Origin of the sequence: Halosimplex aquaticum, assembly GCF_028747785.1 — an archaeon.
Lineage (GTDB): Archaea > Halobacteriota > Halobacteria > Halobacteriales > Haloarculaceae > Halosimplex > Halosimplex aquaticum.
Genome location: NZ_CP118158.1, coordinates 4,580,848 through 4,606,916 on the forward strand (window position 1 = coordinate 4,580,848; position 26,069 = coordinate 4,606,916).

The 26,069-nt window shown below is 69.5% G+C and carries 26 protein-coding genes; 22 read left to right on the forward strand and 4 right to left on the reverse strand.

Annotation, left to right across the window (positions count from 1 at the left end):
- Nucleotides 1–61 precede the first annotated feature (61 nt).
- Both PSC72_RS22640 and PSC72_RS22645 read left to right on the forward strand, forming a co-directional pair.
- Nucleotides 62–787 (forward strand): ribosome assembly factor SBDS, encoded by a 726-nt coding sequence (locus PSC72_RS22640; RefSeq protein ID WP_274323686.1) that lies wholly within the window; start codon nucleotides 62–64, stop codon nucleotides 785–787.
- A gap of 140 nt (nucleotides 788–927) precedes the next feature.
- Complete coding sequence (locus PSC72_RS22645; RefSeq protein WP_274323687.1) at nucleotides 928–1,167, forward strand: HVO_2901 family zinc finger protein; 240 nt, start codon at nucleotides 928–930, stop codon at nucleotides 1,165–1,167.
- A gap of 70 nt (nucleotides 1,168–1,237) precedes the next feature.
- On the opposite strand, the gene PSC72_RS22650 is transcribed toward PSC72_RS22645, so the two are convergent.
- Nucleotides 1,238–1,885 (reverse strand): aminopeptidase, encoded by a 648-nt coding sequence (locus tag PSC72_RS22650; RefSeq protein WP_274323688.1) that lies wholly within the window; start codon nucleotides 1,883–1,885, stop codon nucleotides 1,238–1,240.
- A gap of 137 nt (nucleotides 1,886–2,022) precedes the next feature.
- Here PSC72_RS22650 and PSC72_RS22655 point away from each other — a divergent pair, with 137 nt between their 5' ends.
- The 12 genes from PSC72_RS22655 to PSC72_RS22710 all read left to right on the forward strand — a co-directional run bounded on the left by PSC72_RS22655 (nucleotide 2,023) and on the right by PSC72_RS22710 (nucleotide 15,440).
- Nucleotides 2,023–2,445 (forward strand): helix-turn-helix domain-containing protein, encoded by a 423-nt coding sequence (locus PSC72_RS22655; protein WP_274323689.1) that lies wholly within the window; start codon nucleotides 2,023–2,025, stop codon nucleotides 2,443–2,445.
- Nucleotides 2,446–2,771: 326 nt separating this feature from the next.
- Entirely contained in the window at nucleotides 2,772–3,671 is a 900-nt protein-coding gene (locus PSC72_RS22660; protein WP_274323690.1) for an ABC transporter ATP-binding protein, read from the forward strand.
- 125 nt (nucleotides 3,672–3,796) lie between these two features.
- Nucleotides 3,797–5,662 (forward strand): PrsW family intramembrane metalloprotease, encoded by a 1,866-nt coding sequence (locus tag PSC72_RS22665; RefSeq protein WP_274326212.1) that lies wholly within the window; start codon nucleotides 3,797–3,799, stop codon nucleotides 5,660–5,662.
- The gene (locus PSC72_RS22670) at nucleotides 5,652–6,776 is read left to right on the forward strand and encodes an ABC transporter permease (protein WP_382261827.1); all 1,125 of its coding nucleotides are present in this window, start codon (nucleotides 5,652–5,654) and stop codon (nucleotides 6,774–6,776) included. The genes PSC72_RS22665 and PSC72_RS22670 overlap by 11 nt, the downstream gene beginning before the upstream one ends.
- A gap of 110 nt (nucleotides 6,777–6,886) precedes the next feature.
- Nucleotides 6,887–7,861, forward strand: a complete 975-nt coding sequence (locus PSC72_RS22675; RefSeq protein WP_274323691.1) for an aldo/keto reductase — start codon at nucleotides 6,887–6,889, stop codon at nucleotides 7,859–7,861.
- Nucleotides 7,862–7,904: 43 nt separating this feature from the next.
- A complete protein-coding gene (locus PSC72_RS25485; RefSeq protein ID WP_328518168.1) occupies nucleotides 7,905–8,645 on the forward strand; it encodes a PH domain-containing protein in 741 nt (246 codons plus the stop codon).
- Nucleotides 8,642–10,378: a PH domain-containing protein gene (locus PSC72_RS22685; protein WP_274323692.1), complete on the forward strand. Its 1,737-nt coding sequence runs from the start codon at nucleotides 8,642–8,644 to the stop codon at nucleotides 10,376–10,378. The genes PSC72_RS25485 and PSC72_RS22685 overlap by 4 nt, the downstream gene beginning before the upstream one ends.
- An 85-nt stretch (nucleotides 10,379–10,463) precedes the next feature.
- Entirely contained in the window at nucleotides 10,464–11,387 is a 924-nt protein-coding gene (locus PSC72_RS22690; RefSeq protein WP_274323693.1) for an NAD-dependent epimerase/dehydratase family protein, read from the forward strand.
- A 186-nt stretch (nucleotides 11,388–11,573) separates the two neighbouring features.
- On the forward strand, nucleotides 11,574–12,359 hold the full coding sequence (locus PSC72_RS22695; protein ID WP_274323694.1) for an ABC transporter ATP-binding protein: 786 nt from the start codon (nucleotides 11,574–11,576) through the stop codon (nucleotides 12,357–12,359).
- Nucleotides 12,356–13,828, forward strand: coding sequence for a hypothetical protein (locus tag PSC72_RS22700; protein WP_274323695.1), 1,473 nt, complete (start codon nucleotides 12,356–12,358; stop codon nucleotides 13,826–13,828). Before PSC72_RS22695 ends, PSC72_RS22700 begins: the two co-directional genes overlap by 4 nt.
- A 95-nt stretch (nucleotides 13,829–13,923) precedes the next feature.
- A complete protein-coding gene (locus tag PSC72_RS22705) occupies nucleotides 13,924–14,736 on the forward strand; it encodes an HAD-IIA family hydrolase (protein ID WP_274323696.1) in 813 nt (270 codons plus the stop codon).
- A gap of 113 nt (nucleotides 14,737–14,849) precedes the next feature.
- A complete protein-coding gene (locus PSC72_RS22710) occupies nucleotides 14,850–15,440 on the forward strand; it encodes a DJ-1/PfpI family protein (protein ID WP_274323697.1) in 591 nt (196 codons plus the stop codon).
- A gap of 41 nt (nucleotides 15,441–15,481) precedes the next feature.
- Here PSC72_RS22710 and PSC72_RS22715 read toward each other — a convergent pair whose 3' ends face one another.
- On the reverse strand, nucleotides 15,482–16,921 hold the full coding sequence (locus PSC72_RS22715; protein ID WP_274323698.1) for a PQQ-dependent sugar dehydrogenase: 1,440 nt from the start codon (nucleotides 16,919–16,921) through the stop codon (nucleotides 15,482–15,484).
- 127 nt (nucleotides 16,922–17,048) lie between these two features.
- Between PSC72_RS22715 and PSC72_RS22720 the strand changes: the two genes are divergently transcribed.
- Complete coding sequence (locus PSC72_RS22720; RefSeq protein WP_274323699.1) at nucleotides 17,049–17,300, forward strand: MTH865 family protein; 252 nt, start codon at nucleotides 17,049–17,051, stop codon at nucleotides 17,298–17,300.
- On the opposite strand, the gene PSC72_RS22725 is transcribed toward PSC72_RS22720, so the two are convergent.
- A complete protein-coding gene (locus PSC72_RS22725) occupies nucleotides 17,297–17,836 on the reverse strand; it encodes a metal-dependent hydrolase (RefSeq protein ID WP_274323700.1) in 540 nt (179 codons plus the stop codon). The genes PSC72_RS22720 and PSC72_RS22725 overlap by 4 nt on opposite strands.
- A 140-nt stretch (nucleotides 17,837–17,976) precedes the next feature.
- Between PSC72_RS22725 and PSC72_RS22730 the strand changes: the two genes are divergently transcribed.
- From PSC72_RS22730 to PSC72_RS22740, 3 genes are all read left to right on the forward strand, one after another.
- Nucleotides 17,977–18,543: a peroxidase-related enzyme gene (locus tag PSC72_RS22730; RefSeq protein WP_274323701.1), complete on the forward strand. Its 567-nt coding sequence runs from the start codon at nucleotides 17,977–17,979 to the stop codon at nucleotides 18,541–18,543.
- Between the two features lie 85 nt (nucleotides 18,544–18,628).
- A complete protein-coding gene (locus tag PSC72_RS22735; RefSeq protein WP_274323702.1) occupies nucleotides 18,629–19,324 on the forward strand; it encodes a metal-dependent transcriptional regulator in 696 nt (231 codons plus the stop codon).
- Between the two features lie 86 nt (nucleotides 19,325–19,410).
- A complete protein-coding gene (locus PSC72_RS22740) occupies nucleotides 19,411–20,004 on the forward strand; it encodes a winged helix-turn-helix transcriptional regulator (protein ID WP_274323703.1) in 594 nt (197 codons plus the stop codon).
- Between the two features lie 24 nt (nucleotides 20,005–20,028).
- On the opposite strand, the gene PSC72_RS22745 is transcribed toward PSC72_RS22740, so the two are convergent.
- Entirely contained in the window at nucleotides 20,029–21,198 is a 1,170-nt protein-coding gene (locus tag PSC72_RS22745; RefSeq protein WP_274323704.1) for a methyltransferase, read from the reverse strand.
- A gap of 518 nt (nucleotides 21,199–21,716) precedes the next feature.
- Here PSC72_RS22745 and PSC72_RS22750 point away from each other — a divergent pair.
- The 4 genes from PSC72_RS22750 to PSC72_RS22765 all read left to right on the forward strand — a co-directional run bounded on the left by PSC72_RS22750 (nucleotide 21,717) and on the right by PSC72_RS22765 (nucleotide 26,069).
- Entirely contained in the window at nucleotides 21,717–22,181 is a 465-nt protein-coding gene (locus tag PSC72_RS22750) for a GNAT family N-acetyltransferase (protein WP_274323705.1), read from the forward strand.
- A 156-nt stretch (nucleotides 22,182–22,337) separates the two neighbouring features.
- Nucleotides 22,338–24,944, forward strand: coding sequence for a heavy metal translocating P-type ATPase (locus tag PSC72_RS22755; protein WP_274323706.1), 2,607 nt, complete (start codon nucleotides 22,338–22,340; stop codon nucleotides 24,942–24,944).
- A 114-nt stretch (nucleotides 24,945–25,058) separates the two neighbouring features.
- Nucleotides 25,059–25,559: a halocyanin domain-containing protein gene (locus PSC72_RS22760; protein WP_274323707.1), complete on the forward strand. Its 501-nt coding sequence runs from the start codon at nucleotides 25,059–25,061 to the stop codon at nucleotides 25,557–25,559.
- A gap of 96 nt (nucleotides 25,560–25,655) precedes the next feature.
- Entirely contained in the window at nucleotides 25,656–26,069 is a 414-nt protein-coding gene (locus tag PSC72_RS22765) for a VOC family protein (RefSeq protein WP_274323708.1), read from the forward strand.

Consider the following 26,069-nt stretch of genomic DNA (forward strand, 5'->3'; position numbering starts at 1 on the left):
GCGGGACGCCGCGGCCGTCGACGCCATACACCTTTTTACCCGCCCGGTGTAACCTCAGAGTATGATATCGCTCGACGAGGCAGTGACGGCGCGCCTCGAATCTCACGGGGAACGGTTCGAGGTGCTCGTCGACCCCGACGCCGCGCTCGCGATGAAACGCGGCGAGTTCGAGGGCGACCTGGAGGACGTGATCGCCGCCGAAGACGTCTTCGAGAACGCGTCCCGGGGCGACCGCCCGCCCGAGAACGCGCTCGAAGAGGTGTTCGGGACCACTGACCCGCTGGAGATCATCCCCGAGGTCGTCGAACGCGGGGAGATCCAGATCACGGCCGAACAGCGCAAGGAGATGCAGGAGCGCAAGCACAAGGACTTGGTCAACCGGATCACGCGTAACGCGGTCAACCCGCAGATGGACGACGCGCCCCACCCGCCCGACCGCATCGAGAGCGCGCTCGAAGAGGCCGACTTCAAGATCGACCCGATGGAACCGGTCGAGCGGCAGGTCGACGAGGCCCTCGACGCGCTCCGCCCGGTGATCCCCATCCGCTTCGACACGGTGAAAGTCGCCGCGCAGCTCTCGCCCGACTACGCCGGCAGCGGCCAGGCACAGATCCGCGAGTTCGGCGACCTGGAGCGCGAGGAGTGGCAGCCCGACGGGTCGTGGGTCGGCGTCGTCGAGTTCCCCGCCGGGATGCAAAACGAGTTCTACGAACTGGTCAACGAGGTATCCAGCGGCGAGGCCGAGACCCGGATCCTCAAAGAGGAAGACGACATCGACACCCGGTAGGGTGCGATTGGCCGCCGAGCCGTCGGGCGTTCGTCAGTGATTACCCGCCGCCGTCTTGCGATTCGTATTTTTCCGGGATCGGTACTCGCAGCCGTGAACGTTCCGGTGTTGATATATGGGGCGATTCCGAACCTCCGAATATGACCCACATTTGCCGGAACTGCAAACGTACGTTCAGTACTGAACTCGAACTGGAACTCCACCTGGATACGTGCACGCAGGGCGACCTGTTCTGCGACGAGTGCGGCGAGCGCTTCGCGGAACGCACGGCCACGGAAGACGGCTGGCACTATCGATGTCCGAACGACGACTGCGACGGCGAGGGGATGGGCGAGGACATCCACAAGGTCAGCAACGTACGACTGGAAAAGTCCGTCTGAGCCGCACGACTCCGTCGCGACCGCCGTCCCGTCTTTCTCTCTGCGTCTCTCCAGTCGTCGACCCCGGGCGTCAGGGGATCGCTTCGACCGCTCGGCGCAGCCCGGACCTGTCTTCCCACGTCACGACGCGTTCGCCGGCCGCCCGTTCGAGAGCGGCGAGGTGGGAAGCGGCCATCCCGTTGTCGTAGTGTTCGCGTTCGGTGGCCTCGTCCCCGTAGACTCGTTTGAGCAGCCACAGGATATCGCGGACGCGGCTCTGCTGGTGGTAGAGGTAGCCGAGTTCCCAGACGTGGCCGCCGTCGTAGTCTTCGAGGACCCCGACGACGTGGGTCGCCTGCGCGCAGAGGATCTCGAACGCGGGCGCCCAGAGGTCGATCTCGTCGCCAGAGAGCCCGAAGTCTTCGAGCATGAACCCCGTCGCCTCGCGCCGCTCGTCCAGCAGGTCCCGAACGAGTGTGCGGCGGCGGCCGGGACCGTCGTCCCCGCCGCGGCCGACGACGAGGTACCGCCGGTCGCTGTACTTGATGTCGTCGAGCCGGTCGCCGTGGAGGTGGTCTTTCAGTCGCTCGTGCTGGGCTGGCGTCAGCGAGAGCGCGTCCGGACTCGCGTCGACGAGTTGCTCTCCGTCGACGCCGTTTAGATACGCTTGTTCGTCGCGCCCCTGTCCCCCGTCTCCGCCTCCGCCGTCGCTCGGCGCCCCCTCGTCGCTGTCGTCCATGTCGGCGGCGACTCCCGGATCCGTTATGTGTCTTCTGACCGCTCTTGGATCATTCCGGAGACCGTTGTGGAAACAGTCGAGAACCACTCGCACTCAGCGTCCAAGTGTTTATGACGGTGGGGCGACTACAGACGCGTATGAGACCCGAGACGGCCGAGAGCGGCGGGGAAGGGGCGACCGACAGGTTCGACGCCTGGCTCGCGCTCCAGCGGGTCACCGACTCGACGCGAGCGAACATCGTCGCGGACGTGGTCGGCCACCCGGAGGGCGCGCCCAGCGTCGACGAACTCGACTACATGAACCCGAGCCTGGAAGCCGACACCATCCGGAACCACCTGAAGGTGCTCCGCGAGGCGGGCGTCGTCGAGGAGCTGACGGTCCCGGCCGGCGAGCGCACGCGGGGGTACCCCTACAAGTTCTACCGCGTGACCGACGCGGCGCGCGACCTGTTCGACCGCAACGGGTTGTTCCCCGAGGAGGCGTGGCGACGGCAGTACGAGCGCGTCGAGAAGACCGCCGAGATCCGCGAACTCGAAGCGATGCCGCGACCCGAGGAGTGAGTCTCGTCTCGACCGCAGCCGATGCTCGGCGTTGAAAGCCCTCGGCCCGCTCGCTCACGAGGACGGCGCGACCGCGCCTCGCCCTTTCATTCCACCAGGGACAGCACCGCCACGCACGACACCGCAGACGGCCTCACACCTCCCCAGCCGATTCGCTCGCTGCGCTCGCTCATCCCTCGCACGGCTACTGTCACGCGACAAGACGCGCGACAGCGCGCGCCACCGCGGTCCGTTCACTGAGACCCTCCTGAACGCCTCGTCCCGATACTAACGTGCGATAACCGGAGACGAACCTATACAACCCCCGCCCCGCAAGCATCGGCCGAATGATCACGGCCCGCGACCTGCGCAAGGAGTACGGAGGGTTCGTCGCGGTGGAGGGCAGCACGTTCACGGTGGAGGAGGGCGAGGTCTTCGGCATCATCGGTCCGAACGGGGCCGGCAAGACGACGACGCTGAAGATGCTCGCCGGCCTCGTCGAACCGACCGACGGCGACGTCTCCGTCGCCGGTTTCGACGCCGGCGAACCGGAGATGCGCCGGCGCCTCGGCTTCCTCCCCGAGGAGTCGCCCCTCTACGAGGAGATGACGCCGCTGTCGTATCTACACTTCTTCGCCGACCTGTATGACGTGCCCGACGGCGTCGCCGACCGGCGGATCCACGACACGCTCGAACGGCTGGACCTCGACCACCGCGAGCGGCCGCTCGGCGACATGTCCAAGGGAATGAAGCGGAAGGTCGCCATCGCTCGCTCGCTCATCAACGACCCGGACGTCCTCATCTACGACGAACCGGGGAGCGGCCTCGATCCGCTCACGACGAACTACATCATCGACTTCACGCGCGAACTCGGCGAGCAGGGCAAGACCATCGTCTTCAGCGCGCACAACCTCTACCACGTCGAGAGCATCTGCGACCGCGTGGCGATCATGAACGAGGGGAAGATCGTCGCCGAGGGCGACCTGGACGAACTCCAGGCCGAACACGGCCGGACTGAGTACCACGTCTACACGACCGTCGAGGTACCGGGGAGCGCTCGCGAGAACGGCCACCATCGGCGTATCGTCGAGAGCATGGACGACGTCGACGAGACCCGGGAGGCGGCGCAGGCCGCGGGCGGCGAGGTCGTCGACATCCGGACCGAGGAGTCCAGCCTCGAAGAGGTGTTCCTCAACGTCGCCGAGTCGGACTCCGGGGCCGAACGCGGCTCCGGAGCGCAGCCGTGAACGGCGGCCGACCGCCGTCGACCGGCGGGTCGGACGCCGACGGCCCCCGCTCCTCGGTCGTTCAGCGACTCGGCCACTGGGTCCGCACGCGGGCGGAGAACGTCGCCCGGATCGCCCGCTGGGAAGTGACGAAGAACGCCGGCGGCGTCGACCGGCGGACGATCGCCATCGCGCTGCTGGCGGTTCTGGGACTCGGCGCGATGGCACCGATGGCGGTCAGCCAGGGCGTCGCGCTCGACCAGGGGATCTACCGGGTCGGCGTGGTCGAAGAGGACCCCTACTACGACCCGGTCTACCTCGACCCGACGTTCCGCGTGCAGGAACCGAGTTCCGCCGCGGTCGAGGCGGGGTACCAGGAGATCAGGATCGTCGGGCCGCAGGTCCGCGAGTACGCGAACTCGACGAAGGGTCGCGCGGCCGTCGACGAGTTGCGGTCGTCGACGATGCGGTACAACGACGGGATCATGGACCTGGAGGACAACCAGTCGGCGGCGTTCCCGGTGACGGTGAATCTCACGTACGTGGAACGCGACGCCAGCCGCGTCGTCGCGCCGAGCCAACAGGCGATCACGATCCAGAGCGGAGAGGGCGACGGCGGAGACGGCGGTCCCGGAGACGGATCGGCAGGCGACGGTGACGGCGGCTCCGACGCCGGATCGGACGACGACACTGGCGCGTCCGGGGGCGACGGCGGTGACGGCTCCAGCGGCGGGACCTCGGGCGGTGACGGCGACAGCGACGTGACGCGGCCGAGCGACGGGTCCAACGTCGGCGCGTCGTCGATCAGCGCGCGCCTGACCGGCGGGTCCTCCTCGGGGGCGCCGTCGGACATCACGCCGCCGTTCCCGTTCCGGTCGCTCGTCCTCGCGTTCGTGTTCGTCCTGCCGCTGAACTTCGTCATCCAGGCCTACGGGTCGACGATCCTCAGCGAGCGGATCAACCGACGCGGGGAACTCCTGCTGGTCGCGCCCGTCTCCCGCGGCGACATCATCGTCGGGAAGACCCTGCCGTACTTCGCGGCCGCGCTGAGCGTCGCGACGGTGATCACGCTTCTGTTGCAGGGGTCCGTGGTCTCGGTGCTGGCGATGGTCCCGCTCGCGCTCCTGTTCCTCGCCGCGACGTTCCTCGGCGCGATGTTCGCCCGGTCGTTCAAGGAGCTGACCTTCGTGACGGTCACCATCACGGTGACGCTGACGTCCTACGCGTTCGTCCCGGCGATCTTCACGGACGTGACCCCGATCGCGCTCATCTCGCCGCTGACGCTCGTCGTCCGGGACCTCCAGGGACAGGCCATCGGCCTCGGACAGTTCGCGTTCTCGAAGCTGCCGCCGACGCTGACCGCGCTCGTCTGCTTCGGTCTCGGCGCCGGGCTGTACCGCGAGGAGGACATGTTCACCCAGCGGCCCATCCCGTACAAGGTGCTCGACGCGCTGGCCGGACCGATCAAGCGCCGCCGGAGCGTCGCGCTCGTCACGGCCGTGCTCTTGCCGTTCGTCCTCGTCGGCGAACTGGTCCTGGTCGCGTTCCTCTACCCGCTCAGCCAGGCGGTGAGCATGGAGGTGGTCCTCGTCGTCGCGTTCGTCGGCATCGCCACGATCGAGGAACTCGCCAAGAGCTTGCACGTCTACGCGGGGTACGCGCACTCGCGGTTCGACGACGGCCTGCGGACGGCCCTGGTCGTCGGCGCGTTCAGCGGCCTCGGCTTCTTCGTCGCCGAGAAGTTCACGCTCATCGTCCGACTGGCAGACCTCCAGAGCCTGCCCATCGGGCAGGCCCAGATGGGAAGCCAGGCGGCGCTCTCGTCCGGGCTGCCGCTGCCGGTCGTCCTGGGTGCGCTCTTGCTGGCGCCGCTCGCGCTCCACGTCGTCACGGCGTCGATCTCCGCCATCGGCGCCCGTCGCAATCGCCGCTCGTACGTGACGGCGATGGCGATAGCCGTCGGCGTCCACGTCGCGTACAACCTAACGGTGGTGAGCGCCCTTGTCGGGTGAGTCGCCGCCCGTCGAGCCGTCCGCCGCGGCGTCTGGCTCGGAGGATTCGACGGACCGGTCGCTGCTGTCGGACGCGAGACTCACCATCGCGAAGCGGGACCTCTCGTCGCTCAGCCGCGAGAAGACCATCGTCCTCGCGCTGCTCATCCAGCTGTTCGTCGCGGCGTTCTCGTCGTTCCTCGTCGTCGGGTTGACCTCGCTGTACAGCCCGGGGTCGGTCTCGGCCGGCGAGGTCGTCGTCGGCGTCGCAGGCGAACACGACGACGCGCTCGTCCAGGCCGCGAACGACCAGGACGGCCTCCGCGCGATAACCTACCCCTCCGCGGACGAGGCACGCGAGGCCTACCAAGACGGGAACGTCCACGCCGTCGTGATAGCCGGCGACTCGGGCGAGCGGATCGACGTGACGGTGATCGCGCCCCAGGAGAGCATCGAGACGACGCTGATCGTCGATCAGGTGCGGACGCTGCTCGAACGGGTCGAGCGGAACGAGCGGATCGTCCGCGCCGAGCACCTCGATCGCTCGCCGGTCCCCGTCCCCGACGAGGTCGACGCGAGCCCCTACTACGGGTTCACCTACACGGTACTCGTGCCGCTGCTCCTGTTCCTCCCGCCCTTTATCAGCGGGTCCGTCGCCGTCGACTCGCTGACCGAGGAGATCGAACGCGGCACGCTCGAACTCCTCCGCGTCGCGCCGCTCTCGCTCGTCGACATCGTCGACGGGAAGGCGCTGGCCATGACGCTGATCGCGCCGCTGCAGGCGCTCCTGTGGATCGGGCTACTCGGGTTCAACGGCATCGCCGTCGCGAACGTCGGGCAGTTGCTGGTCGTCGTGACCGCACTGACGACGCTGGTCGTGACCCTCGGACTCTCGCTGGGCGTCCTGACGGCCAGGCGCCGGCAGGCGCAACTGCTGTACTCCGTCCTCGTGATCTTCGGGTTCGGCGCGCTCACGTTCGCGCCAGAACACCCCGCGACGACCGTCGCGAAACTCGCGGTGGATAGCCCGACGACCGCCACGACCGTCCACGTCGTCGCCTACGCGGCCGCCGCGGTCGTCGTGTTCGCGCTCGCTCGCGGCCTCGTGGCGCGGACCGACCCCGAAGGGCTCTGACCGCGCGGGGCGGTTCTTCCCCGGCGCAGACGCACGCCGCTCCCTCCCGCTATCGGCGACGGCGACCGCGAAACCCACCTTTTTGCGCCGCTGGCACCAATCGCTCGTCCATGGAGTACACCACACTCGGTTCGACCGGCGTCGAGGTCAGCCGCATCTGCCTCGGCTGTATGAGCTTCGGCGACAGCGACTGGCGCGAGTGGGTTCTCGACGAGGAGGAGGGCATCGAACTCGTCGAACGCGCCCGCGACCTAGGCATCAACTTCTTCGATACCGCGAACATGTACTCCCGGGGCGAGTCCGAGCGCGTCCTCGGGAAGGCCCTGGAGGGCCACCGCGAGGAGAGCGTCGTCGCGACGAAGGGGTTCTTCCAGATGGACGACGAGGACCCCAACTCCGGCGGGCTCTCGCGGAAGGCCATCGAGCAGGAACTCGACAACTCCCTCGAACGGCTGGGCATGGACACTATCGACCTCTACCAGATCCACCGCTGGGACGACGACACGCCGATCGAGGAGACCCTGCGCGCGCTGGACGACGCCGTCCGCCGCGAGAAGGTCCGGTACATCGGCGCCTCCTCGATGTGGACCTACCAGTTCGCCGACGCCCTGCAGACGAGCGATCGCCTCGGGCTGGAGCGGTTCGCCACGATGCAGAACCACTACAACCTGCTCTACCGCGAGGAGGAGCGAGAGATGCTCCCCTACTGCCAGCAGGAGGGGGTCGGCGTCATCCCGTGGTCGCCGCTGGCCCGCGGGTACCTCACCCGACCGCACGAGGAGTACGACGCGACGACCCGCGGCGAGACCGACGACTACGCCCGCGAGCACCCCTACTTCGAGGGCGGCGGCCGCGAGATCAACGAGCGGTGCGAGGAGTTGGCCGACGAGCACGGCGTCACGATGGCCCAGATCGGGCTGGCGTGGCTGCTCGACCAGGAGTGGGTCGACGCGCCCATCGTCGGCACCACGAGCGTCGAGCACCTCGAACAGGCCGTCGAGGCGCTGGACATCTCGCTGTCGGACTCCGACGCCGAGTACCTCGAAGAACCGTACGAGCCGGTGCGGGTCTCCGGCCACGAGTGAGCCGTCGGTACGACTTTACCGAGGCCGGCCCACGGACGAATCAATGACAGATCCCCGCGACGACGGCGACGGCTCGAATCCGCCGCCAGACGGCGTGACGGCCGACGAATCCGAGACGGCCGAGCCGGAGGCCGCGAACCCGCGGCCCACGGATTCGACGGCAGACGGGAGGGACGCAGCAAGCACCCGACCGGCCGACGAGACGGTGTCGGCGGACGCGGATTCGACTCGGTCGTCGACGGAGTCACCCACCGGTCGCGCCGGCGGCGTCGAGTCCGTCGAGACGCCGGGCGAACCGCGGACGCTCGACCCGACGGTTCGCTACGAGTGGATCGTCGGGCCGCTGATCGGCACCGCAATCATGGCGCTGATCGTCGGAGCGGGGACGTGGGCAGTCGCTCACGAGTTCCTCCCGCTCGGGCGACTCGAGAGCGCCGCCGCGGTCGCTGTCGGGGTGTTCGTCGTCTTCACGCTCTACGGGATCGTTCGGTCGATCCTCCTCTACCGCTCCTGGCGCTACGTCGTCCGCGAGGAGTCGCTGTACCTGACCCGCGGCGTCTTCACCACGGTCCAGACGGTCGTCCCCTACGTGCGGGTCCAGCACATCGACACCCGCCGCTCGGCCTTCGAGCGGGTGCTCGGCCTCTCGACGCTGGTGGTCTACACCGCCGGTTCGCGCGGTGCGGACGTGACGATCCCCGGTCTGCAGCCCGACACCGCCGAGGACCTGCAGTCCAGGCTCGAACGACTCGCGATCGCCTCCGAGGACGAAGACGCCGTATGAGCGAAGACGACCGTCCGGCCGACGACGCCGCGACCGACGCGCCGAACGGCAGTCCTCCGACCGGCGACCCGCCCGCCGACGGGACCGGGCGCGAGACGGTCAGCGAGGCCGCGGCCGAGGAAGCCGAGAGCGCCGGTCCCTCGCCGGCTACGCCGCGGATCGAGGGGCCGCAGAAGCTCCACCTGTTGACCGTCCCTTACCAGATCGCCCAGCAGGGTATCAGCATCGCCGTCGCGCTGTTCGTCTTCGGCGGGGGCGGCGTCACGGCGCTTTTCAGTTCGGGCCAAAGCCTGCTGGCGATCGGTGCCGCGGTCGCCGTCTTGCTCGGGATCGGGGCGTTCGTCGGCTACTTCGTCGCCCGCTACCGCCGCTTCGAGTACGAACTCACCGCCGACACCTTCGACATCCGGTCGGGCGTGCTCTCGCGGCGCAAACGCGAGATCCCGCTGCGGCGCATCCAGAACGTCGACATCAGCCAGAACGTCGTCCAGCGGGCCCTCGGTATCGCTCAGGTGAACCTCGAAACCGCCGGCGGCGGCGAGACCGAAGCCCAGCTCCAGTACGTCGGCGACGACGACGCAGAGCGCCTCCAGTCAGAGATCAGCCGGCTGAGCCGGGCGGCGAAGGCGAGCGAGGGCGCGACGGCGGCGGCCGTCGACGAGCGCTTCGAGACCATCTTCGAGATGACCCAGCGGGAACTGGGCGTGCTGGCGCTCATCTCCGTCGACCTCCGGATCGCCTCGTTCCTCTTCTTCGGCGCGTCGGTGTTCGCGCCGTCGGCTGTCTCGGCGTACGAACCGGACTCGATCTGGGAGTTCGGGCTCGGGATCGAGAGCATCCTCGGGGCGATCCTCGGCCCCATCGCGGCGCTGGCCGCCATCGTCGCGCTCGCGCTGATCTCCGGCGCGCTCAACGCCGCCCGCTACTACGGGTTCAGGCTCGACCGCGGCGACGAGGAACTGCGCTACGAGCGCGGCCTCCTCCAGCGCTACCGCGGGACCATCCCGCTGTCGAAGGTGCAGACGATCACCGTCCGGGAGAACGTCCTCGCCCGCGCGCTGGGGTACGCGGCGCTGACGATCGAGACCGCGGGGTACACGCCCACGGGCGGCGAGTCCACTGGCTCGCAGTCGGCGATCCCGGTCGCCGAGCGCGACCGCGTCGTCACGCTGGCCCGTTCGCTCGAAGCGTTCGACGCGTCGGGCTTCGAGCGGCCCCCCAAGCGGGCGCGCCTCCGCTACGCGTTCCGGTACGCCATCGGCCTCGCGGTGATCGTGGCCCTGCTGTACGTCGGGACGCTCGCCACCGACTACCAGTTGTTCTGGTACGTCCCGCTGCTCGCGACGCCGCTCATCCCCGTCGCGGCCCACCTCAAGTGGCGCAGCCGCGGCTACGCGCTCGGCGACGAGCACGTCGTCACGCGCAACGGGTTCTGGGTGCGGAAGCAGAAGGTCGTCCCCTACCACCGCGTCCAGACCGTCTTCACGACGCAGACGATTTTCCAGCGCCGCCGGGACCTCGCGACGGTGACCGTCGACACCGCGGGCTCCCAGAGCATCACCGGCGACGACGCGGAGGCCGTCGACATCGACGCCGAGACCGCCGAGCGGATCCGCGAACGGGTCCCCGACGAACTGTACGGTGCGCTCGCCCGTCGACGCCGGTCGGCCGCGGGGTCGAACGGACGGAGTCGCGGACCGACGGGCCCCACCGGCGGACAACTCGGCGACTGAGCCGCGGCGGCCCTCCGCGGCCGGGTGGGACCCGACCGACGCGTTCGCCCCAAGGATTTCGGCCGTTGCTGACGCATGTTATCGTATGGCACGAGACGGCGGTGACGAGTTCGACCACGACGTAGAGACGGCGGTCGTGACCGGCGCGACGGGGTCCGTCGGGCCCTGGATCGTCGAGCGACTGGCCGACAGCGGCGTCCACGTCGTCGGAGTCGACCTGGAGCGGCCTGACGGCGAGCGGGCGAACGCCGAGTTCCGCGCTGTCGACCTGACGGACCAGGGCGAGGCCTGGGAGACCATCCACGAGGCCGACCCCGACGCGGTCGTCCACGCGGCGGCCATCTCGGGCCCGCTCGACGACCCCGGGACGCGCGTCTTCGAGAACAACACGATGAGCGCCTACAACGCGCTCGTGGCCGCCGGACGCGTCGGCGCCGACGTCGTCTGGACCTCCTCGCAGGCGGCCTACGGCATGCTGTTCGCCGACGACCCCTGGCTCCCGGACTACCTGCCGGTCGACGAAGACCACGAGCGCCGGCCGGAGGACCCCTACGGCACGTCCAAGTACTGCGGCGAAGCCGTCGCCGGGATGGTCGCACGCCGGTACGACGTGCCGGTCACCACGATCCGGCCGGCGACTGTCTATGCGCCCGAGGCGTATCGTGCCCGTCCACAGCGCGAGGGATTCGACCTGGAATCGGGGTCGCTGAGCGGAAACCTCTGGTCCTACGTCGACGTGCGCGACGTGGCCCGAATGGTCGAGGCGGCGCTCGCTGCCGACGAGGAGGGCCACGAGACGTACCTCTGCGTCGCCGACGAGAACTACCTCGGCCAGCCCACCGCCGAGATCATCGAGTCGGTCGCGGGGGAGCTGCCAGAGCGCTGCGACCTGGAGGGCGAGCAGGCCGCGCTCTCGAACGCGAAGGCGAAAGCGCGGCTCGGCTGGGAGCCCGCCTACTCCTGGCGGGAAGCCGACGACACGGCGTCGCCGGGGATCGGCTGGCGGTGACCGGCGTCGGCCCGACGCCGAGTCCGTGACCGAGGCGGAGGCCACGATCCGATTCCGGGGTCGAAAACCGGTGACAACGGCCCCAGAGTGCCCGAAGCACTATACGGCCGGCGCGTAGATGTACGCGCCGTACGCACAGGGACCGCCCGCCGTCGCGGTTGCGTCGGGCGGCACAGGGCACTCACCATGGCAGCTATCGAGACTCACGACCTGACGAAACGCTACGGCGACGTGACGGCGCTGGACGGTCTGTCGCTCTCGGTCCCCGAGGGCGAGCTGTTCGGCCTGCTCGGCCCGAACGGGTCCGGCAAGACGACGACGATCGAAATCCTCACCGGACAGCTCGACCCCACCGAGGGGACCGCTTCGGTCCTCGGCCACGATCCGGTGGCCGACCCGCAGGCCGTCCGCGAGGCGGTCGGCATCCTGCCAGAGCGCGAGGACCCGCCGAGCTTCCTCACGCCGCGGGAGTACCTCCAGTTCGTCGGCGACGTCCGCGGGTTCGACGCCGTCGACGACCGCATCGCCGAGTGGGCCGACCGCCTCGGGTTCGACCACAAGCTCGACACGCTCTCGACGGACCTCTCGGAGGGCGAACGCCAGCGGGTCATGCTCGCCCAGACGTTCATCCACGAGCCCGACCTGGTCTTCATCGACGAACCCCTCGTCAACCTCGACCCGATCATGCAGGCGGAGGTCAAAGACCACATGCGCGAGTACTGCGAGCGGGGGAACACCCTGTTCCTCTCGACGCACTTCCTCGAAGTTGCCGAGGAGCTGTGCACGTCGGTCGGGATCATCCGCGACAGCGCCTTCGTGGCCGAGCGCGACCCGAGCGACCTCGACGGCGACGAGCAGCTCCTCGATTACTTCCGCCAAGAGGTCGAGGAGTCCGGATCCGCCGACGCCGAGACCGCAGTGACCGACGGCGGCGACCGGTCGCTCGGAGCGGCCGGCGACACGGACCGATGAGCGGCGAAACCGGCGATCCCGGGGGCGGCACGGGTCGTCCCGGCGGCCGGACGGGCGACCGCGGAGGCGGCCTCTCGACGCGCCTGCTCGCGCGGATGATGCGCGAGGAGTGGCGCCTGCAGGCGGAGCTGTTCGGCGACCGCTTCGCCGCGTTCCCCTTCGCCGTGGCCGCGTTCGCCGGCGTCGGCGTGTGGCTGCTGACGATAACCGGGACGCCGATGGAGACGATCGCGGCCGGCCTCCACGGGCTGGTCTTCTTCTTCGGCCTGCAGGTCGGCACCATCGGCCTCGTCGGCCGAGACGCGCTGCGGGACGTGCTGGGCGACGTGACGCTGCTGGTCTTCTCCGCGCGGACGCTCCCGGTGAGCTGGCGGCGTCTACTGGCCGTCTTCCTCGTGAAAGACCTGCTGTACTACTCCGGGCTCTTCCTCGCGCCGCTCGCGCTGGGGTACGCCGCCGTCACGCTCTCGGCGGGGGTGCCCCCGGCGCACATCGCACTGTTCTGGCTGACCACGACGGGCACCTTCGCGCTCGGCGTCGGGACGAGTCTGACCCTCTCCGGCGTGGGGACGCGGAGTCGGGCGGTCGTGCTCGCGCTCGTCGCCGCGCTGGCCGCCGGCGTCGTGACGGGTCGTCTCGACCTCGCATCGCTGTCGCCATACGGGTTCTACCTCGACCCGTCGCTCCGAACTGCGGTGTCGGGCTTCGGCCCGGTCGTGGCGCTCGCGGTCGTCGGTCCGCTCGCGTTCCGGCCCGCCGACGACGGCGCCGCCCGGTCCGCGCCGGACCGGTACAGTAGCCTGCGGTCGGCGATCCGCGACGACCGCGGGATCACGACGCGGACGGTGCTGGAGATCGCCCGCTCCAGCGGCTCGGTCTGGAAGGTGCTGTTCTCGATGGGCGTGCTGTTCGGCGTCACGGTCCTGCTCGTCCAGCAGGTCGCCGACGCGACCGCGCTGGCGCCCTCCTACGGCATCGCCGTCGGGACCTTCCTCGGGCTCGGCGCCTTCACGACCTACAGCAGGGTCACGCAGTTCGACAGCGCCGACGAGTACCTCCGCTATCCCGTCGCGATGGACGAGGTGTTCGCCGGCAAGCGCGCCGCGTACCTCCTGCTGTCGGTGCCCGCGGGGCTCGTCTACCTCGCGCTCTCGCTGGTCTGGCTCTCGCCAGCGGAGGTGGCCATCGGCGCGGTCATCTTCCCGCTCGTCGCCGTCTACGTCTTCGGCGTCACCGCCTACGTCACCGGCTTCTCGCCGAACGAACTCCTGTTCGACACGCCGCTTTTCGTCGCGTTCGGCGCCGCGCTGGCCGTCGTCTCGATCCCGCTGGTCGTCGCCGCGCTGGTCTACAGCGAGGCCCCGACGACCGCGACGCCGGTCGCGGTCGGCGTCTCACTCGTCGCCGCCCTCGTCGGCGTCGCTCTCTCGCGGCGCGCAGGCCCGCGCTGGAACCGGAAGCTCCGGTGACGCGACTCTCCCGCGGCGCAGTCGCGCCAGCGCGCTCCTCGCGCCCACCGGTGGGCTATTGACCCGACGGTCCGTAGACGCGTCCGATCCACCGAATGACGGACACCGCCGAATCGACGCGAGCCGCTTGCGACGTGCGCGGCGTGATCGTGGACCTCGACGGCACGGTGTACCGCGGCGAGGGCGTCCTCCCGGGCGCCGCCGACGCGATCGCCGAACTCCGAGCGCGCGGGATCCGCGTCTGCTTCTGCTCGAACAACCCGACGAAGACGCCCGCGGAATACGTCGACAGGCTCGCGGGCATGGGCATCGAGGCCGAGGAGTCGGAGATCCTGCCCGCCTCGACGGTCACGCGGGACTTCCTGCGGGACCACAACCCCGACGATCCCACGTATCTGGTCGGCTCGGCGTCGCTGGCCGACTACCTCCGCGAGGCCGGTCAGCGCCTGGTCGACGACCCCCGCGAGGCGGCCGTGTTCGTCACCTCCTGGGACGAGACGTTCGACTACGCCGCGATGACCGAGGCCCTTGCCGGCATCGACGCCGAGACGACGTTCGTCGGGACCGACCCGGACCGCACCATCCCGACCGCCGACGGGTTCGTGCCCGGGTCCGGCGCGATCACCGGCGCCGTCGCCCGGACGGTCGGCCGCGAACCCGACCGCGTCCTCGGCAAGCCCTCCCCCGAAGCGGCCGCAGACGCGCTCGACCGCCTGGGCGTCCCCGCCGAGAACTGTCTCGTGGTCGGCGACCGGCTGGACACCGACCTCGCGATGGGCGCGCGGAACGGCATGGCGACCGCGCTCGTCCTCACGGGCGTCTCAGACCGATCTGACGCCGCCGAGAGCGAGGTCGACCCCGACTTCGTACTCGACTCGCTGGCCGATCTCCCCTCCGTGCTCGCCTGAATTTGGCATCTGACGATTGGCGGCCCCTCCCCTCCCGATCCCGACAGGTCGAGGTACGCTTATACTGTCGCGCAGCTAACTAGTACGCAGATCCAGCGGGGGTCATCGAAACCATGAGTGGACAGCGAATCCTGCTGATAACCGGCGACTTCGGGGAGGACCTCGAAGTCATGGTACCGTTCCAGGCGCTCCAGGCGGTCGGCCACCGGGTCGACGCGGTCTGTCCGGACAAGGAGGCCGGCGAGACGGTCAAGACGGCCGTCCACGACTTCCGCGGCGACCAGACGTACGTCGAAGAGCGAGGCCACGACTTCGAGTTGACGGCGACGCTGGAGGAGGTCGACCCGGCCGACTACGACGCGCTCGTCCTGCCGGGCGGTCGCGCGCCGGAGTACGTCCGCAACTACGACGCCGTGATCGAGACGGTCCAGCACTTCTTCGCCGAGGACAAACCGGTGGCGGCCATCTGCCACGCGATGCAGATCCTCGCCGCCGCCGACGTGGTCGGGGGTCGTACCTGTACCGCGTACCCGGCCCTCGAAGCCGACGTGCGCGGCGCCGGCGGCGAGTGGGCAGAGGGCGTCGTCCGCGACGGCAACCTCGTGACCGCGCAGGCCTGGCCCGACCACCCGGAGTGGATCGCCGAGTTCCTCGACGTGCTCGGGACGGAGATCCAGCACGGCCAGCCCGTCAGCGCCGACTGAGGGGCCGCCGGCCGTCACCTTACACCCCTCATTTTCCGCCGCTACGCGCCTCGCAGTCGGAAGACCGCGCCGCTGTCGCCGGAGAGTCCGGACTCGGCGGTGGTGCAGACGAGCACCTCTCCCTCGGGCGTCCGGCCGAACGAGAGGACGTTCGGGCCGAACTGCGCGTCGGAGTCGACGGCGACGGTCGTCGTCTCCCAGAGCCCCTCGTCGGCCTCGCGGGCGGCGTACAGGCGGCCCTGCGCCCGCCAGTCGGCGAAGACGTAGCGACCGCGGAGATCCGGTATCGCGTCGCCGTCGTAGAGATAGCCGCCGATGACTGCGATCCCGCTCACTTCGGCGCCGCCGTGGGGGTACTCGATCACGGGACTCCGGAGTTCGCGCCCGCGCGGACTCTCCTCGGGGCAGTCCTCGGCCTGGAAGCAGTGGGCGCCTTCCCTGACGTTCCAGCCGTAGTTCCCGCCGCGCTCGACGACGCTGACTTCTTCCCACTGGGTCTGCCCGACGTCCGCGACGAACAGGCGCCCGTCCGGGCCGAACGAGAACCGCCAGGGGTTCCGGAAGCCCCAGGCGTACTGCTCGTCCAGGCCGTCCTCGCCGACCAGCGGGTTGTCCTCGGGGATAGCGTAGGGTCGGTCCTCGCCCTCGCCGTCGACGTCGATCCGCAGCATGCTGCCCAGCAGGTTCTCGGTCACGTCCTGGCCGTTGCCGCCGCCGACGGCGTCGTACCAGTCGTCGACGTGACCGTTGCCCTGATCGTTCGCCGCGCCCCCGTCGCCCGTCGCGACGTAGAGGTAGCCGTCCGGGCCGAACGCCACCGCCCCGGCGTTGTGGTTGCGCTGGGGTTGCGGGATCTCCAGGATGGTCCTCTCCGAGTCGGGGTCCGCCGTCGCTCCGTCCGGGTCGGCGCGGAACTCCGAGAGGACGAACGTGTGGGAGTAGTCGTCCGGCGTGTCATCGCGCGGCGGCGCGCTGTAGCGGACGAACAGCCGCCCGTTCTCGTCGAACGACGGGTGGAAGGCGAGCCCGAGGAGCCCCTGCTCCGTGTACCCGTCGCCGAGGTCGACCATCCGGTCGGTCACGTCGAGGAACGGCTCCTCGCGCAGCCCCTCGCCGTCGTGCAGTCGAACCTGTCCGGTCTGGTCCACGACGAATCGCCTGTCGGGCTGAGGGACCTCCACCGCGACCGGTGACGTGAACCCCGACGCGACCCGCTCTGCGCGGACGGTCAGGTCTTCGAACCCGGCCGTCCCGGTCCCCTCCCCGGTCGCGTCCGTCTCCGCTGTCCCGTCGGTCGATGCGTCCGTCCCCCTGTCCGTTTCGTCCACCGGGATCGGGGCCCCGGCCCCGTCTGCCGGACCGGTGGTCTCACCTGCCGGTCCCCCGCCGTCGCTCCCGCCGCCACAACCGGCCAGCGGAGTCGCGACGGCGAGTCCCGCGAGAGCGAGCGCGCGGCGTCGTGGCAGTCCGTCCTCGGTCATAGCCGGAGTTCGGTTCCCACGGACAGGAAGCTTTGGATCCGACTGACAGGACCCGGAGACAACGAGCAACGAGTTCATAGATGTGAATCTCGAACCTTTTTTACTGCACTGCCGACATGGTTCGTGTATGGTTGACAGGCAAGACCTCAGAGAGCAGTTCACCGAAGCGTTCGAAGGCGCGGACTACCCGATCTCCAGTCCGATGGACCTCGTGCCGGCGCTCCCGAACGGTCCGGGCACGAAGTTCGAGTCCGGCGACTTCTCGATGACGGCGATGGAGCTCAACACGAAGCTCGGCAGCGGGAACTTCCCCTACGAGAACGTCGACGCGTTCGTCGACGACGTGATGGCCCAGCTCGACGACCAGGACCTCATCTAGAGGCGAGCGGCCAGGAGGACTGCGACCGTGACGGCGACCCCGGCCGTCAGCAGGACGAGGTTTGCCGCGACGTTGTCCGCACGACAGAGAGACACCGTGTAGTGTGCCCGCGAGACGGGCCGGAACGGCGTTATTCCTTTCGGCGTCAGCACGTCCCCGAGCAAGTGCGACGCGACGGCGAGGACGCCCAGCAGAAACCCGAACGCGCCCAGGCGGCCCGCCGTCGGAAGCCCGCCGACCGTATCGAGCGAGACCCCGGCGCCGCCGCTCGGAGCGAGGCTACCGGCGGTGCTCGCACCCAGTGCGACCCCGGCCGCGCCGACGACGACTCCCACGAGCAGGGCGAATCCGACCGTGTGGGTGGCGCCGCGGTGCTCGACGAACGGGAGGCCGTGATCCACGTCTGGCAGCGTCGACAGCGACACCACGACGAGACCACCCACGAGCGCGGCGGCGTCGAACCCGCCCGCCAGTAGCGTGGCCCCGACCGGTGCGTAGACGAGCAACGCGGCGCCGAAGTGTCCCCATCTGTGCATCGACGTGTGGATCCGAGGGAGTCACGCGACTTACGGGTCACGGCCGCGGACCGGCAGTCTCCACGACGGTCTCCCGAACCGGGAGCGGCGTCGACGACACCGCCCGAGCACTGAAGGGCGTGCCGCCCGCGCTCTCAGGCATGAGCGAACCAGCGATGACGCGGTTTCCGGTACCGGACGTCGACGACCTGCCGGAGGACCTCCGCGAGCGCATCGCCGCGGAGGAAGACGACGCGGGGTTCGTCCCGAACGTCTTCCTCGCCTACGCGTATCGGCCGTCGCACTTCCGGGCGTTCTTCCAGTACTACGACGCGCTCGTCGAGAACACCGAACTCGACCGGGCCGAGATCGAGATGGTCGTCGTCGCCGTCAGCGGCGCGAACGACTGCCTGTACTGCAACGTCGCCCACGGCGCGCTCTGTCGGATCTACGCCGACGACCCCCACCTCGCCGAGCAACTGGCGAGCAACCACCGGACCGCGAACGTCTCGGAGGACAGGCGGGCCATGCTCGACTTCGCCGTGAAACTCACCGAGGACCAGGCCGCGGTCGACGAGGAGGACTTCGAGCGGCTCCGCGAACACGGCTACTCCCGGCGGGCGATATGGGACATCGGGAGCGTCGCAGCCTTCTTCAACCTCTCGAACCGGATGGCCCACCTCGCCGACATGCGGCCCAACGAGGAGTTCTACGACCTGGGTCGGTAGCGCTCGATCGATCGTCCTGGCGACGGCTGGCCGTCCCGAACACCGGGCAACACGCTTAAGGGTTGGATAAATCTAATCCGGGTGAATGCTCAGCGCCAAGATGGAGGATTACCTGAAGGCGATCTACGAGCTACAGCGCGAGAGCGACGGGCCCGTCGCGACCTCGCACATCGCGGAGCTGCTGGACGTGACGCCGCCGACGGCGACCAGCATGATGGAGAAGCTGGCCGACCGCGAGCTCGTGGAGCGCGAGAAGTACAAGGGCGTCCGACTGACGCCCGAGGGCGAGACCGTGGCGCTGGAAGTGGTCCGACACCACCGACTGCTGGAGACGTACCTGACCGAGGAACTCGGCTACGACTGGGCCGAGGTCCACGACGAGGCCGACCGGCTCGAACACCACATCAGCGAGGAGTTCGAACGGCGGGTCGCGGAGGTGCTCGACGACCCCGCGGTCGACCCGCACGGCGACCCCATCCCAACCGACGCGCTCGACCCCGTAGACGAGTCGCCCGGATCGACCCTCGAAGAGTGCGCCGAGGGCGACACCGTCGTCGTCCAGCGAGTCAGCGACCGCGACCCGGAGGAACTGGCGTACCTCGACGACGCCGGGATCACGCCCGGGACGACGCTCGTCGTCGAGGAGGTCGCGCCCATCGGGATGGTCACCGCGGCCCTCGGCGAGACGGGCGAGACCGTCTCGCTGCCCGACGGCGTCGCCGGGACTATCTTCGTCACCCACGCCGACGACTCGCTCGAACCCGCGGAAGGAGCCGTCTGACTGCGGCTTCCGGGCACGTTTTCCCGCACCCCCTCGTTCGCGATCAGAGGCGAAACCAGTTTGCCGGCGGACGGCCTGGTCTCGGTATGCGCGACCTCGACGACACGGACCGGCGGATCCTGGGACTACTGCTCGACGACGCCCGTCGCTCCTGGCGCGACATCGCGGACGCGGTGGACCTGTCGCCGCCCGCGGTCGCCGACCGGGTCGACCGGCTCGAAGACCTCGGCGTCGTCCGCGGGTTCACCGTCGACGTCGACCGGTCGAAGCTCCGGCGGGGCACCCAGACGCTCGTGACGCTGGACGTCGCGCCGCGCGCGGCGAGCGCCGTCGCCGACTCGCTGGCCGAGGCCGACGCCGTCGAACACGTCTTCACCACCGCGGAGGAGCGCGTCGTCTTCACCGGGACCGTCCCGACCGACGACGTGCTCTCGGTCCTCGACCCGAACGTCGCCGAGGACGTCCGCGACTACGAGGTGTCGCTGCTGGCCGACCGGTCGTGGAACCCCGCCGTCGACGACGCGGAGCTGGCGCTGACCTGCGACGAGTGCGGCAACACCGTCACGAGCGAGGGACAGACACGGGAACTCGACGGCGAGACGTACCACTTCTGCTGTGCGTCCTGCGAGGACTCGTTCGTGGAGATGTACGAGGATCTGCGCGAGGGCGTGGACGGCTGAGCGACGGGGTCGGACCGCGCCAGCTCAGTGCTGGGCCACGCGGACGACGTGTTCCGGCCCGGTCGCGACCGTCTCGACGGATCCGAACGGAGCGACGTGGCGGTCCAGCGAGAGCCCGCGGTGGTGGACGAACCAGAACCGTCCGTCCGGCGCGAGCACGTCGGCGACGCCCCGGAACAGGTCGGCCAGGACGCCGTCGCCGGCGTGGGTCGGCGGGTTGCAGATGACGGTGTCGAACGTGCTACCGGCGACGCCGGCGGTGCAGTCGGCCGTGACGACTCGACCGTCGACGCCGTTCTCGTCGAGCGTCCGCCGCGCGCAGGCCGCCGCGAGCGCGTCGTCGTCGGTGCAGTGCACTTCGCAGTCGGCCGCCGAACCCGCGTACGCGCCCAGCGGGCCGTACCCGCAGCAGCAATCGAGAACGGCGTCGCCGTCCTCGATTCGGGCCGTCTCCGCCAGGATCCGGGTTCCCGCGTCGAGTTCGGTCGGCGAGAACAGACCCGGAGCGGTCACGAGCGACAAGTCGACGCCGTCGACGGTGGCGTGGATCCGCCGAAACGGCGGGTCGGCCGGGAGTTCGACGTGTGCCGGGGCCGTCGCCCGGAGGAGCGTCCAGTCGTCGCGCGTCCCGACCGCCGAGACCCCCTCCGCCGCGTCGCCGAGCGCGGACTCGTAGCGGGCGAGCCCGGTTTCCGCCTTCGCCGCGACGAAGAGGTCGCCGCCGGACGCGAGCGAGTCGAGCGCCGTCCGGATGCGGCGCGTCCCGAGTTCGATCGGGTCGTAGGCTTTGGGAACGAAAGTAGCGGTATCGACTGCTTCGAACCGGGGGTCGCCTGCCCGCGCTCCGTCGGCTGGCGTGGCCGCTACCGACCCGAGTCCGGTGGCGACCCGGACGGTCGCATCGGCACCGTTCGCGGCGACGTTCCGCTCGCAGAGCGCCGCGGAGCGCGCGCTGGAGGCGGTGATCTGGACGCTCGCCGCGACTTCGGTGAGGACGACGCCGACGACGCCGTACCGGGCGTCGATCGTTCGAAGGCGGCCGAGGTCGCGGTCCCAGAGGTGTTCGAGCGCGAGGAGTTCGCCCGGGCAGAACGCGTCGGCGTCCGGAACGCCGTCCGCGGTGTGAAACCGGAAGCGGTCCCGATCGGAGTCCGTCCGCGACCCGAGCACGAGCGGATCGGCCGCGGTGGTCATCGCTCCACCCCCGGCCGGGACGGCGGAAACCGGGACTTCGGAGCCGGACTGGGTATCTGCGCGGTCGAGTGGCTGTCGGCACTGTGCGGTCGTGGGCGTGCGTGGCGTGGCATTCGGATGGTCGGCAGGGCTGGCGTTCGTCGACCGACTCAGAGCCGCACCTGCGGACCCGGACTGCCGAAAACCCACTCACGGCTGTCCGCAGAGCGCGGCGCCGGGTACCGAAAGCGCGACCGCGCGGAGAAGGAGACGCGTCCGGCAGCGACCCGGACGGCGAGTCCGCGCGGCGCACAGTCGGCGAGCCGGTCGAACCCGCCCTGGCCGCACGAGTCGTCGCTGCCGTCGACGGCTCACGCGGCGCGGAGGGCGCGGCCCGACCTCGGGCCCTTGTCCATCCTGTCGAGGAGTATCGACGGGTCCGGCAAATAGCTTGTGCCGGCGGAGTGGCGCGCTGCGTGGCTTGCTACGCCGTCTCAGACCGGGACAAAGCGTAAGCGTGACCGAACTGTTCGGCCGGTATGGAACTCGTCGAGGCGACCCGCGAAGACGTCGAGACGCTCGCCGAGTACTGGTACGCGCTGGCGACGGCGATGGAATCGTACGACGAACTGAACGAAGTCGCCTTCGACGGGGCCGAAAGCGCCGAATCCGGATTCGAGCGCCAGCTAGAGCGCGACGACGCGACGGTGTATCTGCTCGTCGCCGAGGAAACAGAAGTCGGCTACCTGCTCCTACGCGAGGACGAACACCCGTCGAGAGTTCACTCCGCCTACGCCGACATCGTCGACCTGTTCGTCGCGCCCGAACACAGGGGCCAGGGGTACGGCAGCGAAGCCCTCGACGCCGTGAAACAGATCGCCAGCGACCGCGGTGCGGAATACGTCACCGTCTCCTGCGAGTGGCACAACGACGGCGCTCGCCGCTTCTACGAGGACAACGGCTTCACCGAGAAACAGGTGACCTACGCCCAGCGGCTCGACTGACCGCGGTGCCGACTCACGATCCGACGGTCGTCGCTCCCACGCTAGTCCGTTCGATCTCCGCCCGGATTCAGTTTCGTTCGGAAAGATTCCTCCATAGTGCACTTTCGATTGAAAGGGACAAACCGCATGAACGGGTAGCCCCTACCTAGAACCAAGATGAACGAGCGCAGGGAACGACTGGAGCTCCACGGGATGAGTTGCGCGAACTGCTCGCAGACCATCGAGGAGTCGGTGAGCGCGCTCGACGGCGTCCGGGAGGTCGACGCGAACTTCGCGACGGACGAGGGGAGCGTGACCTACGACCCCGAGACCGTCTCGCTGCGCGAGATCTACGACGCTATCGAAGAGGCAGGCTACGAGGTCGCGAGCGAGACGGTGACGGTCGCGATCACCGACATGACCTGTTCGAACTGCGCGGCCTCGAACGAGGAGTCGCTCCTGGGTACGCCGGGCGTCGTCGACGCCGACGTCAACTTCGCCACCGACGAGGCGAAGGTGACGTACAACCCCGCCGAGGCCTCTGTCGAGGACATCTACGCCGCCATCGAGGACGCCGGCTACTCTCCCGTCCGCGCGGTCGACGAGTCCGAAGGCGAGTCGGCGCAGGAACACCAGGACGCGGCGCGGAACGAGGAGATCCGTCGCCAGCGGAACCTGACGCTGTTCGGCGCGGCGCTGTCGATCCCGCTCCTGGCGATGCTCGCCGGCCACCTGTTCGCCCCGGCGTGGATGGAGACCACCTTCGAGGGCATCCCGCTCGGGTGGATCGCGTTCGCGCTCGCGACGCCCGTGCAGATTCTGCTCGGCAAGGAGTTCTACGAGAACTCCTACAAGGCGGTCGTGAAGAACGGGACGGCGAACATGGACGTGCTGATCGCGCTCGGGTCGTCCACCGCGTACCTCTATTCCGTGGCGCGACTGCTCGGGTTCCCCGGCGAGGGGCTGTACTTCGACACCGCCGCGCTGATCCTCGTCTTCATCACGCTGGGGAACTACCTCGAAGCCCGCTCGAAGGGCCAGGCCTCCGAGGCGATCCGGCAGCTACTGGAGATGGAGGCCGACACCGCGACCGTCGTCCGCGACGACGGGACTGAAGAAGAAGTCCCGCTCTCCGAAGTCGAGGTCGGCGACCGCCTGAAGGTCCGGCCCGGCGAGAAGATCCCGACGGACGCAGAGGTCGTCGACGGCGACAGCGCGGTCGACGAGTCGATGGTCACCGGCGAGTCGGTGCCGGTGTCGAAGGGACCGGGCGACGAGGTGATCGGCGCGACGGTCAACCGGAACGGCGTGCTCGTCGTCGAAGCGACGAAGGTCGGCGAGGAGACGGCCATCCAGCAGATCGTCCAGCGCGTCAAGGACGCCCAGAGCCGCCAGCCCGAGATCCAGAACGTCGCCGACCGCATCTCCTCGTACTTCGTCCCCGCGGTCATCCTGAATGCGCTGTTCTGGGGCGGCCTCTGGTACGCGTTCCCCGAGGCGCTCTCCGGGTTCGTCACGTCGCTCCCGCTGTGGGGGCTCGCGGCGGGCGGTCCCGGGGCCGTCGGCGTCTTCGAGTTCGCGGTCGTGGTCTTCGCCTCCGCGGTGCTCATCGCCTGCCCCTGCGCGCTCGGGCTCGCGACACCCGCCGCGACGATGGTCGGGACGGCCATCGGCGCCCGCAACGGCGTCCTCTTCGAGGGCGGCGACATCCTCGAACGCGTCCGCGACGTCGACGCCGTCGTCTTCGACAAGACGGGCACGCTCACGGAGGGCGAGATGGAACTGACCGACGTGGTCGCGCTCCCGGCGACGGACGGGGGACGTGTCGACGGCGACGTGGCCGCCGACGGAGGCGCGCTCGCCGAACCCGAGGCCACCGAGGAGTTCGTCCTCGAAGTCGCCGCGAGCGCGGAGTCGGCCAGCGAGCACCCGCTGGCCGAGGCCATCGTCGAGGGCGCCCGCGAGCGCGGCATCAACGTCGAGAACCCCGAGGACTTCGAGAACGTCCCCGGCCACGGCGTGAAGGCGACGACGAGCCACGGGCGCGTCCTCGTCGGAAACCGGAAGCTCCTGCGCGAGGAGGGCGTCGACGTGGACCCCGCCGCCGAGGCGATGGACCGCCTCGAACGCGAGGGCAAGACGGCGATGCTCGTCGCGCTCGCCGACGAGGGGCGCGACGAATACCGACTCCTCGGCGTGGTCGCCGACGCCGACACGGTCAAGCCGAGCGCCCGCGACGCGGTCGCCGCGCTCCGCGAGCGCGGCGTCGACGTCTGGATGATCACCGGCGACAACGAGCGGACGGCGACTGCCGTCGCCGAGGAAGTCGGGATCGACCCCGACAACGTCATGGCGAGCGTCCTGCCGGAGGACAAGGCCGAGGCCGTCGAGGACATCCAGTCCGACGGCCGGCGGGCGATGATGGTCGGCGACGGCGTCAACGACGCGCCGGCGCTCGCGACGGCGTTCGTCGGCTGCGCCATCGGGAGCGGGACCGACGTGGCCATCGAGGCCTCCGACGTGACGCTGATGCGCGACGACCCGCTGGACGTGCTGAAGGCGATCCGCGTCTCGGAGGGGACGCTCTCGAAGATCAAGCAGAACCTCTTCTGGGCGCTGGGCTACAACACCGCGATGATCCCGCTCGCCTCGCTGGGCCTGCTCCAGCCGGTGCTCGCGGCCGTCGCGATGGCCGTCTCCAGCGTCTCGGTCCTCGCCAACAGCCTGATCTTCCGCCGGTACACCCCCGACGAGGACTACCGGCTCCTCGGCTTCCTGCGCTGAGGAGGCCGTCGCCCACCGCGGCGACCCCGTCGACCGAACCGCGGTGCGGCCGCCCCAGCAGGCCGAACACGTTTTTGGGAAGTCTCTTTTCGATGCTCCCCTAACCCTCGGAACATGGCGAGAGACATCCGGCGACGGCGACTGCTCGGCGGTATCGGAGCGGTGGTAACCACGGGGCTGTTCGCGGGATGTACGACGGATACGAGCGGCGATGGGGGCGACGGCGGGACCGAAGACGGCGGCGGGACGGCCGGCGGCACCGTCCCCAGTGCGGTCTCGGAATACCTCTCGGACACCTCGAACTTCGACGGGCAACTGGCGGACCACACCGGCGAAGACGAGGTCACGGTGGCCGTCGGCGCAGAGGGCAACGGCGGGAACTTCGCGTTCGAACCGGCGGCCATCCGGATCGACTCCGGGACGACGGTCGTCTGGGAGTGGACCGGCGAGGGCCAGTCCCACAACGTCGTCCACGAGGAGGGGGACTTCGAGAGCGAAACCACCGCGGAGGAAAGCTTCACCTTCGAACACGACTTCGGCGAGAGCGGCACCTATCGCTACTACTGTCTCCCGCACAAGACGATGGGCATGAAAGGCGCCGTCGTCGTCGAATAGGCGAGGCCGACTGGTTTCTTCGCGGCGCTCGTCGCTCCGGACGAGTCCGCCCGAATCGTCGAGCGTTCTTTGTCGACGCCCCTACAGACCCGACACGTGACAACCGACCACGCCGACCCGGAGTGCGCCGGCCAACTCCACCACGTCGAACTGTGCGCCGCGGACCTCGACGCGGCCGTCGACTTCTGGGACTGGCTGCTCGGAGAACTGGGATACGACCGGAAAGACGAGTGGGAGGGCGGACTGTCGTGGGAGAACGGGCCGACGTACGTCGTGCTCGTGCAGGCCGAGGCTGCAGATCGCCCGTTCGACCGGCGCGAAGCGGGGCTGAACCACCTCGCGTTCCACGCCGCCTCGCGCGAGCAGGTCGACGACATCACCGCCGGGATCCGGGAACGCGACGACGCGTCCCTGCTCTACGGGGAGCAGCATCCGTACGCCGGCGGATACTACGCGCTCTACTGCGAAGGCCCGGAATCGATCAAGATCGAAGTCGTCGCGCCCGAGTGA